Annotated in this window: 14 protein-coding genes; 4 read left to right on the forward strand and 10 right to left on the reverse strand. The window is 59.0% G+C overall.

The window, feature by feature from the left end; genetic code table 11:
• The first annotated feature begins 67 nt into the window (after nucleotides 1-67).
• The 4 genes from CLV41_RS15890 to CLV41_RS15910 all read left to right on the forward strand — a co-directional run bounded on the left by CLV41_RS15890 (nucleotide 68) and on the right by CLV41_RS15910 (nucleotide 3224).
• Nucleotides 68-874, forward strand: coding sequence for a TatD family hydrolase (locus CLV41_RS15890; RefSeq protein WP_103223415.1), 807 nt, complete (start codon nucleotides 68-70; stop codon nucleotides 872-874).
• Nucleotides 871-1674: an MBL fold metallo-hydrolase gene (locus tag CLV41_RS15895; RefSeq protein WP_103223416.1), complete on the forward strand. Its 804-nt coding sequence runs from the start codon at nucleotides 871-873 to the stop codon at nucleotides 1672-1674. Before CLV41_RS15890 ends, CLV41_RS15895 begins: the two co-directional genes overlap by 4 nt.
• 20 nt (nucleotides 1675-1694) lie before the next feature.
• Nucleotides 1695-2234, forward strand: a complete 540-nt coding sequence (locus tag CLV41_RS15900) for a regulatory protein RecX (RefSeq protein ID WP_103223417.1) — start codon at nucleotides 1695-1697, stop codon at nucleotides 2232-2234.
• Nucleotides 2235-2759: 525 nt separating this feature from the next.
• Nucleotides 2760-3224, forward strand: coding sequence for a GNAT family N-acetyltransferase (locus CLV41_RS15910; RefSeq protein ID WP_328590043.1), 465 nt, complete (start codon nucleotides 2760-2762; stop codon nucleotides 3222-3224).
• 159 nt (nucleotides 3225-3383) lie between these two features.
• Here CLV41_RS15910 and CLV41_RS15915 read toward each other — a convergent pair whose 3' ends face one another.
• The 10 genes from CLV41_RS15915 to CLV41_RS15960 all read right to left on the reverse strand — a co-directional run bounded on the left by CLV41_RS15915 (nucleotide 3384) and on the right by CLV41_RS15960 (nucleotide 12981).
• Complete coding sequence (locus CLV41_RS15915; RefSeq protein WP_208987541.1) at nucleotides 3384-4250, reverse strand: aminoglycoside phosphotransferase family protein; 867 nt, start codon at nucleotides 4248-4250, stop codon at nucleotides 3384-3386.
• Between the two features lie 293 nt (nucleotides 4251-4543).
• Nucleotides 4544-4966 carry a VOC family protein gene (locus tag CLV41_RS15920; protein WP_103223626.1) on the reverse strand — a complete coding sequence of 141 codons (423 nt, stop codon included), beginning with the start codon at nucleotides 4964-4966 and terminating at the stop codon, nucleotides 4544-4546.
• Nucleotides 4967-5354: 388 nt separating this feature from the next.
• Nucleotides 5355-6176, reverse strand: a complete 822-nt coding sequence (locus CLV41_RS15925) for a TolB family protein (protein ID WP_103223421.1) — start codon at nucleotides 6174-6176, stop codon at nucleotides 5355-5357.
• A gap of 39 nt (nucleotides 6177-6215) precedes the next feature.
• Nucleotides 6216-7412 (reverse strand): mandelate racemase/muconate lactonizing enzyme family protein, encoded by a 1197-nt coding sequence (locus CLV41_RS15930; RefSeq protein WP_103223422.1) that lies wholly within the window; start codon nucleotides 7410-7412, stop codon nucleotides 6216-6218.
• A gap of 15 nt (nucleotides 7413-7427) precedes the next feature.
• A complete protein-coding gene (locus tag CLV41_RS15935; protein ID WP_103223423.1) occupies nucleotides 7428-8183 on the reverse strand; it encodes a sugar phosphate isomerase/epimerase family protein in 756 nt (251 codons plus the stop codon).
• Nucleotides 8184-8219: 36 nt separating this feature from the next.
• Nucleotides 8220-8699, reverse strand: coding sequence for a VOC family protein (locus tag CLV41_RS15940; protein ID WP_103223424.1), 480 nt, complete (start codon nucleotides 8697-8699; stop codon nucleotides 8220-8222).
• 71 nt (nucleotides 8700-8770) lie between these two features.
• Nucleotides 8771-10018: an ABC transporter substrate-binding protein gene (locus CLV41_RS15945; protein WP_103223425.1), complete on the reverse strand. Its 1248-nt coding sequence runs from the start codon at nucleotides 10016-10018 to the stop codon at nucleotides 8771-8773.
• Nucleotides 10019-10041: 23 nt separating this feature from the next.
• A complete protein-coding gene (locus CLV41_RS15950) occupies nucleotides 10042-11142 on the reverse strand; it encodes an ABC transporter ATP-binding protein (protein ID WP_103223426.1) in 1101 nt (366 codons plus the stop codon).
• 7 nt (nucleotides 11143-11149) lie between these two features.
• Nucleotides 11150-12085, reverse strand: coding sequence for a carbohydrate ABC transporter permease (locus tag CLV41_RS15955; protein WP_103223427.1), 936 nt, complete (start codon nucleotides 12083-12085; stop codon nucleotides 11150-11152).
• On the reverse strand, nucleotides 12085-12981 hold the full coding sequence (locus CLV41_RS15960; RefSeq protein ID WP_103223428.1) for a carbohydrate ABC transporter permease: 897 nt from the start codon (nucleotides 12979-12981) through the stop codon (nucleotides 12085-12087). The genes CLV41_RS15955 and CLV41_RS15960 overlap by 1 nt, the downstream gene beginning before the upstream one ends.
• Between the last annotated feature and the right edge of the window lie 132 nt (nucleotides 12982-13113).

Below are 13113 nucleotides of genomic sequence, written 5' to 3' on the forward strand. Positions count from 1 at the left end.
GCTATCAAGTCGCGCTGACGCACGAAAACCGAACGCCCCATAAACAAGACCAATTTCTGGACCATTCATGCTCGTTGACAGCCACTGCCATCTCGATTTTCCCGATTTCGACGGTGAGCGCCCCGAATTGATCGCCCGCGCTGCACAGGCAGGCGTCGATCTGATGGTGACGATCTGCACGCATATCCGCAAGTTCGACCAGGTCCGCGCCATCGCGGAGGAATTCCCGCAAGTCTATTGTTCGGTCGGTACGCATCCCCACAACGCTGGAACCGAACGCGGCATACTCGCCGAGGAGATTATCGCTCTGGCGGCGCATCCCAAGGTGGTTGCGATCGGGGAAGCCGGTCTCGACTATTTCTATGACAAGGCGCCAAGAGACGCGCAGGCCGAAGGGTTGCGCATTCACATCGAGGCGGCGCGTGAGACCGGACTGCCGCTGGTCATCCATTCCCGCGATGCCGACGACGACATGGCTTCAATCTTGCGTGAGGAAATGGGGAAGGGGGCCTTTCCCGCCCTGCTGCACTGTTTCTCCTCCGGCAGGGAGCTTGCCCTGACCGGCATCGAACTGGGTCTTTACGTATCCTTCTCCGGAATCCTGACCTTCAAACGCTCCGAGGACCTGCGCGACATCGCCCGCGAACTCCCGGCGGACCGGCTGCTGGTGGAAACCGACGCGCCCTATCTGGCGCCGCAGCCCAGGCGCGGCAAACGCAATGAACCCGCCTATACGGCCATGACGGCCGCGGTCCTGGCGGAAACACGCGGTGTTTCGCAAGAGGAAATCGCCCGGCAGACGACGGAAAACTTCTTCCGGCTGTTCCGCAAGGTGCCGCAATCGGCGCGCCAGCCGCGGGCTGCCGGCCAATGAGCGTTGTCCTGACGATCCTCGGCTGCGGATCTTCCGGCGGTGTCCCGCGCATTGGCAACGACTGGGGAGATTGCGATCCAGATGAGCCCAAAAATCGGCGCTCCCGTTGTGCACTGCTTGTGGAAAAGCATGGGGAAAACGGGTGTACAACGGTGTTGATAGACACCGGTCCCGACATCCGCGCCCAGCTGCTAGGCGCGGAAATCCGCCATCTGGACGCGGTGCTTTATACCCACGAGCACGCCGATCACCTGCATGGCATCGACGATCTGCGTGCCTTCATGGTTCGTACAGGCAGAAAGATGCCGGTCTTTATGGACGCTTCGACTTTTGAGCGCGCCCACCAGGCTTTCACCTATTGTTTTCAGACGCCTGAAGGGTCCAATTATCCACCGATCCTGGAACACCATCTCATCGAACCGGAAACTCCAGTTGAAATCGGCGGAGCAGGTGGCGCGCTGACGTTTCAGCCCATCGCGGTAACCCATGGCGACATCGATGCGCTTGGCTTCCGCATCGGTGATGCAGCCTATATTCCCGATGTCTCCGATATTCCGGTCGCAAGCCTCAAAGCGTTGAAAAACCTGGATTGTCTGATCCTCGATTGTCTGCGCCGCCGGCCGCATCCCAGTCATTTCTGCCTTGAAGACTCCCTTGCCTGGACGCTGAAAATAGCGCCCAAACGAACTGTTTTCACCAATCTGCACAATGATCTGGACTACAAGACCCTGTGCCGGGAGTTGCCGGAAAACATCGAACCTGCCTATGACGGCATGCGCATTGTCTGTCCGCGAACATAGACTTTAAGGCGATAAAGCTGTTGCCGGAAAAACCCCGCTACAAGATCCCTACCGAAGACCGGCTGACCAGATCGGCGGTCCATTACCTGGAACGCTATGCATCGTCGGCGGCCAATTTGCGCAAGGTGCTTGAGCGCAAGGTGCTTAAGGCCTGTATTGCCCACGAACGCGATCCCGGAGAATTTTCCACACTGATCGATGCGGTTGTCGAAAAATGCGGCCAGAGCGGCCTCGTCAACGACCTGGCATACGCCGAAACGAAAACCGCCGGTCTGAGACGCCGCGGAGGCTCGCAGCGCAAGATCGAGGCGAAACTGAGCGCCAAGGGCGTCGACCGGGAAACCATCCAGGCTGTCCTGAACAACGATGCCCGGGACGATCTGGGCGCCGCGTTCATATTCGCAAGACGCCGTCGGCTCGGTCCGTTCCGAACGGATGACAAAGACCGGCGTGAAAAAGACATGGCCGCGCTCTGCCGCGCCGGCTTTTCCTACGACATCGCAAAGCGCGTCATCGACGCCACGGACGAAGACCTTGCCGAGCATGAAGCCAGGGGCTGAACGTAAACGTCAAAACGACTGCAAGACATGCCGACCAACGCCAAAAGCCCGTTGAACCGTACAGGAACCGGACAACCTGCTGATTGCGTGGCCAAATCAGGCAACATAAAAAAGTTCCATAATATTGATTATGCGAAATTGATATATAGCAGCCATTTAGTAATGCGACACATGGGCCAGTTAGAGATGCGACACTTCCCGTCCGTCTGACGCTGGTCAATGTCAACGTTGGAAGGAAGACTGGCCTCGACACGCCTGAGCGCTGGCGGCCGGCGTGATTGTTTTGAAGAGCTCGTCCAGGCGGATTTCAACGGCTCTCCGGAATGAGGTTCGCACCGTGTCGCATTCCCTCACTTTTCGCTATGAGAAAGTGATTTTCGTTCTGGATCCGATGGACAATGCCAAGTCACGAAAAAAGCACACACCCGTATGGAGCCTGAAGAATGCCGCCTGAGAGACCATGGATACCGATGGTCGACATGTTATCCTGCTGTTATGTCAGTGACCGACCGATACAGTTTTCGAATGGTGACTCCAGCTGATTTTGGTCTGCTGTTGGAGTGGCAGTCGCGACCGCATGTACGCATGTGGTGGAGTACGGTTGAACCCTTTAGTGAGCAAAAACTGGAAGACCCTCGGGTAAGACGATGGATTGTCTCAACAGCCGAATGCCCCTTTGCCTACATGCAAGACTACACGGTCCATGGGTGGGAAAATCATCATTTTTCCGGGCTCCCAAGGGTTTCCCGGGGCATCGACCAGTTCATCGGCGAGCCCTGCATGATAGGGAATGGTCACGGCCCCGCATTTATCTCGGAACGCTTGCAGGCCCTGTTTGAGGGTGGCGCCCCGGTGGTTGCGACTGATCCCCACCCGGAAAATGCACACGCCATCGCGGCATACAAAAAGTCAGGATTTAAGGAGTTTGGCCCACCTCAGGAAACTCCGTGGGGCCAGATACTGCCCATGAAGGCCAGTCCGCAGGCTTGAATTGTTTTACGTTTGTTTGTCATGACTGGCTGGCGTTTGGTGTGTCCATCGTCCGCCCCCTCACCTCCCTTGCAACCCGGCTTAGCCGGTCGGATCGGGGGCTGATCGCTTCAAAAAGTGGCGCTGTCCGAGTGTCGCATTTCGAGCCAATGGTGTTTGCTATTCTTCTTCATCGCAGATTTCCTGCAGAGCCCGGGCTTGCGTTCCATCGGTGTCGGGGTTCGAAAGACCCGACAGGCAAACGAGGGCTTTCCAGAGGGCCCATCCTCGTGCCCTTTGCCAGGTGTCTCCATCAATCGCACAGGCTGATCGAAAGATACCGCGGCTTTCGACGTCAAAATATGTCCATGCCATGGCGAAGTCACATGCCGGGTCGCCTATTCCGCATGTTCCGAAATCGATGAGCGCTTTCACGGTACTATTTTCGACGATGATGTTTCCGACCGCCACATCACCGTGGAACCAAACCGGTTTATCTTTCCAGGCCGACGTAATGCAACGTTGCCAGATATCGAGACACCGCGCCGCATCTACCTTGCTCTCAAGAATTTCCAGGCTCTTTTGAACTTCATCGCCGTAAACGCTGGGATGACATCCCCGAAAAAAAGAGTGTCTTCCGGCATAGGGGCCGCGGCTGGTCTTGATGGCTCTCAGGTCGGCGAGAGTATTGCCGAGCGAAATCGCGAAGGCGTCCTGCTCTACTCCTTGGGTGTTTTCAAGTGTGTCTCCTTCAACCCAACGCCGTATCGACCATGGTAGCGGAAACTCCTCGCTCGGCGCTCCGACGGCGACCACTTCAGGAACCTCAACACGCAGATGCTTGGCAAGCGTCATCAGCACATCCGCTTCTTTCCTCACCGCGTCAGCATAGGATGCATTGCTCGGCAAGCGAACAGAGAGAGCATCGCCGAGCTTGAAAGTTCTGTTGTCCCAACCCTGCTTCTTAACCTGCGCGATCGGGAGACGGCTTAAATGAGGAAATTGCTGATGGATGAGCTGCGCCACTGTGTGTTCGTCAATTTCCATCACGTTTCTATCGCCAGTTTTCAGAGCATAATTCGGTAAGAAACCTAGTCGGCACCGTACCGCTTGTCATCTGTACGATCCGGACTAATGGTGGTGTCGCCCCCCGGAGCAGCCCCCCATAGAGCGTCACCACCCGCCCCCGGACAGGCTTAGCAACCCCGACCAGCACGCCTGACCAGGGCGACCTCCCTGCCCTGTGGCACGGGCAAATTAAAGGCGCCAAGTGACCGCATGGAGCCCGAAGCGGTTCCTGGCTTCCACATCGAATGTCAGTGAGTTTATATCAGTGACTGTCAGTCCGTGGGCAGTAACTGCGGATTCCAGACGATTTCCCAAAGATGTCCGTCAGGATCCTTAAAGTAACCTGCGTAACCACCATAAAATGTATCCTGCGCAATCTTGACTATCTCTGCTCCCGCTCGTCGTGCCTTGCTCATGATCTCATCGACCTCCTCGCGGCGCAGCACATTATGCCCGATGGTAACGGCGGTGGAACTGACCGGTTGCTTTGGCAAGCCGGTGTCATGGGAAATGTCGTCCTGCGCCCAGATGGCGAGTTTCAGCCCGCCGGAGAGCTCGAAGAACGCCACCGCGCCATGCTCGAACTCGCGCCCGATGATACCTTCGGTCGGCAGACCGAGCCCGTCGCGATAAAAGGAAAGTGAGTGCTCGAGATCGGCAACGCCAAGTGTCAGAACGGAAATCCGTGGCTTCATGTCCATACCCTTTCTATCGGCATCCACACCATGTAGACACCCCGATAGTCTTGGGCCGTCACCTATGCGACGGAAGGACCCACTTGACGGGGGCCGGGCCAACCTTCCCGAACCTAACCTGTTTCAGACGGGATGATTTTATGAGTGCGCGCGGCGAGCGTCAATGGCAACTACGTCAGCATGGCTGAAAACCGGCGTTCCCTTAACTGCCCCATCATCCCTTGCAACCAGGCCAGCCGGTCGGATCGGGGCTGGCCGCCTGAGCAAGCGGTGAAACCAGACCGTTGCATTTCTATCTGGCTGAAGGTGTTGCGCCCGTGACACGGATGGAAACCGGGCTTTTAAACCCTACAAATCCCGCGATCAATCCACCCTTCTCCGGCATTCTTCAGCTTTCATATCTCACAAAGGCGAAACGCTGGCTGTCCGGTGCCCACGAGGGAACATTGATCGTCCCCTGCCCTCCATGCAGCGAGCAAAGGATCTGCGCCGGTCCGCCATTGCCCGGCATGAGCCGCAATTCCACGGTCTTGCCGCCCGGATGGCCCTTGGTGCCGCCTTCATAGGCAAGATAGACCACCTTTTGACCGTCCGGCGACGGGTGCGGGAACCAGTTGACCCGTGCGTCGCCGGTCATGGCCTCCAGCCCGCTGCCGTCTGGATGAACGCGCCAGAGCTGAACCGAGCCGTCCCGCTCCCCGTTGAACCAGATCCACTTCCCGTCCGGCGAATAGTCCGGTCCGTCGCAATGGTCGAAGTCCGAAGTGACCTGAAATTCTTCTCCCCCTTCAGCGGGACAGGTGAAGATCTGATAGGTCTCGGCGCGCCGGGCCGTATAGGCGATCGTCCGGCCATCCGGCGCATAGCCGTGCCAGTAGGACGGCACCTTGCCGGTCACCTTTTTCGGTGTACCGCCGGTGGAAGGCAAAATGTAGATGCAGCTTTCCCTTGTCTGCGAAGAGTCGCTGATCACCAGCTTAGACCCGTCCGGAGACAGGCCGTGGTCATTGTTGATCTTGTTCGCAAAGCCGGTGTCGATTTCAGCAAGACCCGGTTCGGCCAGCGCAAGCCTGTAGAGCCTGCCGTCGCCATTGACGATCAGCTCAGACCCGTCAGGGGTCCAGTTCGGCGCCTCCAGATGGCGCTCAGTCACAAGGACGACGGTTTCCGCGCCTGTTTCGATATCGAATGTGCAAATAAAACTCTTCATGGGTGAATTCCTCGTGTGCGCGGGCTGGTTCCACGTTTGTCAGTCAAAAAAGGAGCTGTCCTCGGGAGACAGGTATTTGCGTGCTTTTGCGGGATTGATGGTGACGCCGAGACCCGGCGTGTCCGGAACACCGACATGACCGTCGCGCACGACAGGGTTCGGGAGGCCGTCGACGATGTCGTACCACCAGTCCGGCTCGCCGACCGGATACTCGAAAGCAATGAAATTGCGCGGTAGCGTCGCGCAGACCTGGACGAGCGCCGCAAGTCCCAGCAGACCGTTCGCGATACCGTGCGGCGCGATCTGGATGCCGTGCAGATCGGCGTATTCGGCAATCCATTTCAGCTCCGCCAGGCCGCCGACATCGCACGGGTCGGGACCGATGACGTCCACGGCCCTGCTCTCGATCAGTGGCTTGAAATTCTGGCGCAGGTAGATCTGTTCGCCGGTATGGATCGGCGTTGTCGTCGAGCGCGTCAGGCCGGCGTAAAGATCCGCATCGACATAGGGCACATAATCACCGCTCAGAAGATCCTCCAGCCAGAGGAGATTGTGTTGCTCGACGGCTCTCGCGAACCGCGTCGCATCGCCCACCGTCCAGCCCGGTCCGCAATCGAGCGCCAGCCCGGCCCGGTCGCCGGTCACCTCTTTCATCGCCTGCACGCAGTCGGCCATATGCGCCAGGCCCCGCTCGGTCAGCACGCCGCGTTCATGGGTTCCGTGCTGGCCGGAAAAAACCCTGTCTCCGTAAAAGAAATCCGCGACGCCGGCCTCCATCCGGCCGTGAAAGCCGATGGGCTGCTTGACAATCGTGAACCCCTCCACCAGCGCCAGCATGGCGGCCGTGTTGCGGGCGTAGTCCTCAGGCGAAAAGCCGGTCATCGGTTCCCGCCTGCCACCGTTGTAGACCCTGACGCGATCGCGCTGCTTGCCGCCCAGAAGCTTGTAGACGGGAATCCCCGCCGCCTTGCCCGCGATGTCCCACAGGGCGATCTCGACAACGCTGACAGCCGCACCCCAGGGCTTGAAACCACCGAGATGACGGATATGGAGCATGACCCGTTCCACATCCGTCGGATCGAGCCCGACGATCTTGTCCCTGAGTTGCAGCACCTGCGGCTTGAGGAACGGTTTCCAGCTTTCCGCCTGGGCATAGCCGTCAATTCCGGCATCGGTGACGATGCGCACGACCGGGCTGGACCCCAGCATCGCGCATTTCAGATCGGTGATTTTCAAGTGTCGGCTCCGATCCTAAAAACCAAGCGCGCGCAGATAGTCGATCGAGCGCTGCGCGAACCGCTTCCAGTCCGCCGGATTGTCGTGCTCGGTGACGATCAGGTCGGCGTTGGTCTGCTTGAACAATGGCGCCAGAGCGGGCCAGTCGATGATGCCGTCGCCTGTGGCTGTCCATCCGTCGTCCGTCTGCGTGCCCGGCGGCGCGGTATCCTTTGGCTGAATGGCGAATATGCGGTCGGCGTATTTGATCAGTTCTCGTGCCGGATCCGCACCGGCACGGGTGATCCAGCCGCAATCGATCTCGAAAAGCACCTCCTCCCCGGCCCCCAGAATATGGTCGATCGGACGGCTGCCGTCCGGCAGCGGCACATATTCGAAATCGTGATTGTGCCAGAGAACCTTGAGACCATGCGGTGCGGCAAGCCGCGCTCCTTCGGCGAGCCTGTCGCCGATCCGCTTCCAGAAATCGCTGCTGTTCTCGCGCTCCGGTTCAGGAACGAAAGGCGGGATCATGTAGCGCGCACCGAGCGTCTGCGCGATGTCGATGAACCGCCCCGGCTCGTTGACAAGCCCGGAAAGCGGCATGTGAAAGCTGTAACAGGCCAGTCCCGCATCGTCGATCTGACGCCGCAGCAGAGCGGGATCCTCCTGATAGGCCGGCAACCAGGGCTCCACGCCGTCATATCCCATGTCCTTGAGGACCGGCAGATGATCCGCCAGGGGTGGAAAATTGCGGGAGGAATAGAGCTGGTAGGAAATCTTGTAGGTCATGATCGATGGGCTTTCGGACAGGACAGGCAGGAACCGTCAGGATTGCTGTTCCTTGTCGTTGTCGAATTCAAGAAGTTCAATCATCGCTCCAAGATCGGCGACCGTATCGTAATAGGCATAGCGCCCGTGACCGCCGTCGAACTCTCCGCGTTGCAGCAGCCTGTGGCCCTGCCCTTCCAGGTAGGCGTTGCGCCGGGTCAGATTGCGGGTCCGGAAGGCAATGTGGTGGCAGCCGGGCCCGCGGCTTTCCAGAAGATCGCGCCACGCGCTTTTTTCCGGTCCCGGCTCCAGGAATTCCACATCGATGTTGCCGAACGCGAACATCATGATGCGGCACCCCACCTTCGCCGGCTTGCCGTCGTAGACTGCCTGCGCTTCGTCGGCATCCGCGGCCCTACCTTCCTCGGGCAGAGGCTTGCCAGTCAGTTCGGAGAACCATTTCGTGGATTTTTGAACGTCATGGGTAACGAAGCAGATCTGCATTACTGCGTCTTCGTCCAGCAGGCGCTTGTCCATCTGTGTTGTCCTGATGAAAATGGAAACGGGAGCGCGGGACGGTCCCCGGAGGGACCGCCCCGCCGGGAGGATCAGTTGAGGATGATGTCGTAGTTTTCCTTCAGTTCCTCGATGGCCTCGTCGGTGGTCATGGTGTCATCGCTCCAGAAATTGAAGGCGACTTCCCAGATCGAGGCCTGCCAGTCCGCGTCCACCATGGAATGCGGGTTCTGGACCTGCCGTGCGGGATCCTTCAAAATGGTCTGAACTTCCCTGGAACAGGGATCGAGCGAAGACTGGTCGACGTCGGTCCTCACCGGCGTTGACCCTTTCTTGGCGGCAAAGGCGGAATTGATGTCCGGGCTGACGGTCATCAGCGCGAATTCCACCTCCTTGGCATCCACGTCCGCCGGCTGGTTGCCGAGAAGGCCCCAGGCATCCACCGTGACCGACAGGGCCTTGGCGCCCGGGATCTGGATACATCCGAAATCCTTGCCCGCTTCCTTGCCGGCCACGCGCCATTCACCCTTCATCCAGTCCCCGTGGATCTGCATCAGGGCCTTTTCGGAGATGACGAAATTGGTCGTCATGTTCCAGTCGCGATTGACCGATCCGTCATCGGCCGCCTGCTGAAACTTGCGCAGCCAGTCGAAGGTTTCGCGCAGCGGCGCCTCATCCAGCGCGGCGGGATCGGGCTTCGGCCCGTAGATGCGCGTGAAGTAATCCGCCCCGCCGACAGTGGCGACAAGCGCATGGGTCAGGTAGCCGATCTGCCAGGCCTGTGCACCGACTGCCAGAGGCACGTATCCGGCCTCGCGGATCTTGTCGAATTCGGAGAACATGTCGTCAAGCGAGGTCCAGGATGCGGGATCCACGCCCGCTTTCTCGGCAACCGCCTTGTTGTAGAAGACCATGCCGTCGATATGAATTCCCAATGGGAATTTCATGATCTCGCCATCCACGGTGATCGATTTCACCACGGAAGGCGGCAGGTTTGCCGTAACGCCCGCTTCCTCGAATTCCTTCGTCAGCGGCCGGCCGAGACCCATCTGCGTCAGGTCGCGGTAGACGGCGGGGTTGTTCTCCGAAAAGATGTTGGGCGGCTGGCCGCCGGTCACCAGGTTCAGCAGATTGACGTTCGAACCGGTGTCATGGGGAATGGTGATATCGATCCATTCGATGCCGCGTTCCTCCGCGCCGTCTTTCAGGACGTTGAGCGCGGCCACTTCCGCCGGCGAGGACCATTTCTGATAGATTATCAGTTCCTGCGGTTCGGCCCAGGCCGATCCGGCTGACAAGATGGCCGACGCCGACACGATCATTGCAAACTTCTTCAACATGACTTCCTCCCTTAGTCGAAGACCTAAAGCCGCAGGCCGGAACCGGCGGCAAACACATTGAGCTTGTTTTTCGGATAGGCGACCGAGACCGCATCCCCCGGATGAAGGGCACTCGCCCGGTCGGGTTCGGTGCGCACCGCCAGCAGGCGGTCTTCATAGGCAAGCGACAGGATGGTGTCGGATCCGGTGCGCTCTATGATCTTGACCTTCAGGTCAAACGTCGCGGCGGGTTCGCTCACCGTGCCGTTCGGCGGGCTGAAATGCTCCGGCCGGAAACCGACGATAATCTCCTCGCCGTCCTGCGGCGTGCGGTCGAACGCATAGCCCGACAGATCCACCTGTATGCCCGAACTGAGGGCGGCGATCGGCCGTCCCGTGCTCCGCGAGAACACCCCGGCATTGAGATTCATCTGCGGCGATCCGATGAACCCGGCAACGAAGAGGTTTCGCGGACGTTCGTAGACCTCGTCCGGAGACCCGAACTGCTGGATCTCCCCGCCGTTCATGACCGCGATCTTGGTTGCCATCGTCATCGCTTCGATCTGGTCGTGCGTCACATAGACGATGGTGGGCTTCAGTTCGTCATGCAGCTTCTTGATCTCAAGCCGCATTTCCGTGCGCAGCTTGGCGTCGAGATTGGAAAGCGGCTCGTCGAAGAGAAGCACATCGGCGTGCTTGACCAGGGCGCGCCCGATGGCGACACGCTGGCGCTGGCCGCCGGAAAGATGCGCCGGTTTGCGGTTGAGCAGTGGATCGAGCTGAAGCAGGTTGCTGGCCCAGGCGATGCGCCTTTCGATTTCAGCGGAATCGAGCTTGCGCGCGGCAAGGCCGAAGCGCAGGTTTCCACGCACCGTCTTGGTCGGATAGAGCGCGTAGGACTGAAAGACCATGGCAAGGCCCCTGTCCTTCGGGTCCAGTTCGGTGACATCGCGGTCGCCGATCATGATCCTGCCGCTGGTGACATCCACCAGTCCGGCCAGGAGGTTCAACAGCGTGGTCTTGCCACAGCCGGACGGGCCGAGAAGCACCAGGAAATCGCTGTCCTCGACTTGGAGATTCAGCCCGTCGAGAACGGCCATATGGCCGTAGGACTTGTTGATGTGTTCAAAGGAAACGGTTGGCATATTTCTCTCAGCCCTTGATCGCGCCGGCGGAAATGCCCTGGACAAAGAACTTGCCGAGCACGAAATAGATGACAAGCGGCGGGATGGCCGTCAGCAGAGCCGCCGCCATGTTGGCGTTGTAGGAAACCGTGCCGGTCGACACCGTCACCAGGTTCGCCAGATTGACCGTCATGGGTTGACCGCCCGGCCCACCGAAAGTCACGCCGATCAGATAGTCGTTCCAGATGTGGGTGATCTGCATGATCAGGACGACGATCAGGATATTGGCGGACATGGGCAGTATGATTTCTCCGAAGATGCGCCAGAACGAACCGCTGTCGATCATCGCCGCCTTGATCAGTTCGTCCGGGATGTCCTTGTAGTAATTCCGGAAAATCAGCGTAACGATCGGCATGGTCATGACCGTGTGAATGAATGCGACCGCCCACAGAGAGCCGTATATGCCCAGATGCACGGTCAGTTGAATGAGCGGGAACATGATGATCTGGAAGGGGACGAAAGCCGCCATGAAGAGAACGAACAGGAAGGTTCCCGCCCATTTGACATTCCACAGCGCCAGGGCGTATCCGGTGACGGCCGAAAGCGAGATCGAGGCGACAAGCGAGGGAATGAGGATCTTGACCGAGTTCCAGAACCCGATCTTGAGGCCTTCGCAGGTGATACCGGAACAGGCTTCGTTCCAGGCGAAATTCCACGGTTCCCAGGTCCATTCGGTCGGCAACGCGAAGATGGCGCCCTGGCGGATCTGTTCCATTGTCTTGAAGGACGTGACCACCAGGACGTAGAGCGGAATGCAGTAAAAGGCGGCGGCCATGGCGAGAAAAACCAGGATCGCGATGGAACGGCCATTGATGCGCGGTTTCCTGCGCGGAAAGATCACCGGCTTTTCCTGCGCTCCCGCGCTGACGCGGATTGCCGGGCGAACGGCCAGAGGATCGGTCATCAGGCGGCCGCCTTCCGGGCCAGCCGCTGCTGCCAGGCGGTCAGAAGCACGAGGGGAAGGAAAACTGCCAGCGTTATCAGCAGCATCATCGTCGCGGCGGCGGAGGCATAACCGAGATTGCCGCGCTGTGTCATGGCGTTGATGGTGAAATAGGCCGGAACCCAGGTGGACTGACCCGGTCCGCCATTGGTCATGGCGACGATGATGTCGTAGGCCTTGATCACACCCAGCGACAGCAGGATGGCGCAGGTCAGGAAGGTGAACTTCATCATCGGAATGATGATCTCGATATAGACGCGCACCAGACTGACGCCGTCCAGACGCGCCGCATTCCAGATTTCCTCGTTGATGCCCTTCAGCCCGGCCAGCATCAGCGCCAGATAAAAGCCGGAGCTTTGCCAGACCGAGGCGATAATGACGGCGTACATCGCCGTTTCGCCTTCCGCGAGCCAGTTGAAATGCACGCCGGTAAAGCCAAGGCCGTGCATGAAATTCTGCAGTCCGAGGTCGGGATTGAATATCCAGCGCCAGGCAACGCCGGTCACGATAAGGGAAACCGCCAGGGGATAGAGAAACACCGTGCGGAAGAAATCCTCCCCCCGGCGTTCCCGCTCGATCATGGCGGCAAGGATGAAGCCGAAGACGATGGCCAGCGCGCTGCCGAGCGCGAGCACGATCAGATTGGTAAGCGAAATGCTCCAGGCATTGTCCTGGAACAGCCTGTCATACTGACGAAAAGGCCGGGAAAAATCGATCGCGGATTCCGGCAGTCTGCGGCTGCGTGTGAACGAGACATAGACCGTCCATGCAATAGCTCCAATGAAGGCCACCAGCGCGATGATGGCGGCCGGCGCCAGAGCCAACTGGGGTGCCAACCGGTTCAACCGGTATCTCATATGCGCCTCCCTGCGCGTTCTTCGATAATCGGCTTTCTTGGTGGGTTGCCCCGAGCCGTATTATCGTTAATATGACTGCAAATTCCGGACGACGGGTCAAGCGTAAAATTTGAAAAACCTGAGATTACCGGT

Origin of the sequence: Roseibium marinum (assembly GCF_002906165.1) — a bacterium.
Classification (GTDB): Bacteria; Pseudomonadota; Alphaproteobacteria; order Rhizobiales; family Stappiaceae; genus Roseibium; species Roseibium marinum.

Bases quoted from the DNA above. Each gene is read 5' to 3' on its own strand.
- CLV41_RS15890 (WP_103223415.1), top strand. From the start codon at position 68: ATGCTCGTTGACAGCCACTGCCATCTCGATTTTCCCGATTTCGACGGT.
- CLV41_RS15895 (WP_103223416.1), top strand. From the start codon at position 871: ATGAGCGTTGTCCTGACGATCCTCGGCTGCGGATCTTCCGGCGGTGTC.
- CLV41_RS15910 (WP_328590043.1), top strand. From the start codon at position 2,760: ATGGTGACTCCAGCTGATTTTGGTCTGCTGTTGGAGTGGCAGTCGCGA.
- CLV41_RS15915 (WP_208987541.1), bottom strand. From the start codon at position 4,250: ATGGAAATTGACGAACACACAGTGGCGCAGCTCATCCATCAGCAATTT.
- CLV41_RS15920 (WP_103223626.1), bottom strand. From the start codon at position 4,966: ATGAAGCCACGGATTTCCGTTCTGACACTTGGCGTTGCCGATCTCGAG.
- CLV41_RS15925 (WP_103223421.1), bottom strand. From the start codon at position 6,176: ATGAAGAGTTTTATTTGCACATTCGATATCGAAACAGGCGCGGAAACC.
- CLV41_RS15935 (WP_103223423.1), bottom strand. From the start codon at position 8,183: ATGACCTACAAGATTTCCTACCAGCTCTATTCCTCCCGCAATTTTCCA.
- CLV41_RS15940 (WP_103223424.1), bottom strand. From the start codon at position 8,699: ATGGACAAGCGCCTGCTGGACGAAGACGCAGTAATGCAGATCTGCTTC.
- CLV41_RS15945 (WP_103223425.1), bottom strand. From the start codon at position 10,018: ATGTTGAAGAAGTTTGCAATGATCGTGTCGGCGTCGGCCATCTTGTCA.
- CLV41_RS15950 (WP_103223426.1), bottom strand. From the start codon at position 11,142: ATGCCAACCGTTTCCTTTGAACACATCAACAAGTCCTACGGCCATATG.
- CLV41_RS15955 (WP_103223427.1), bottom strand. From the start codon at position 12,085: ATGACCGATCCTCTGGCCGTTCGCCCGGCAATCCGCGTCAGCGCGGGA.
- CLV41_RS15960 (WP_103223428.1), bottom strand. From the start codon at position 12,981: ATGAGATACCGGTTGAACCGGTTGGCACCCCAGTTGGCTCTGGCGCCG.